The organism is Aquitalea pelogenes (assembly GCF_001515305.1).
GTDB lineage: Bacteria > Pseudomonadota > Gammaproteobacteria > Burkholderiales > Chromobacteriaceae > Aquitalea > Aquitalea pelogenes.
Genome location: NZ_LNQV01000156.1, coordinates 1 through 219, shown reverse-complemented (window position 1 = coordinate 219; position 219 = coordinate 1). Strand labels below are relative to the sequence as shown.

1 protein-coding gene is annotated in these 219 nt (G+C 63.0%); it reads left to right on the top strand.

Annotation, left to right across the window (positions count from 1 at the left end; translation table 11 throughout):
• The coding region (locus AWT75_RS23315) for a DUF2252 family protein (protein ID WP_161937799.1) at positions 1-219 on the top strand (219 nt) is incomplete at both ends.

The window sequence follows — 219 nt, the reverse complement described above, 5'->3', positions numbered from 1 at the left end:
GGCAGCGTGGGGACGCGCTGCCTGGTGATGCTGCTGCAGGACAACTACGACCAGCCGCTGTTCTTGCAATTGAAGGAAGCGCGCCGTTCGGTACTGGAGGCCTTCAAGGTGGTGGGCGTGGGCAGCGTGGGGACGCGCTGCCTGGTGATGCTGCTGCAGGACAACTACGACCAGCCGCTGTTCTTGCAATTGAAGGAAGCGCGCCGTTCGGTACTGGAG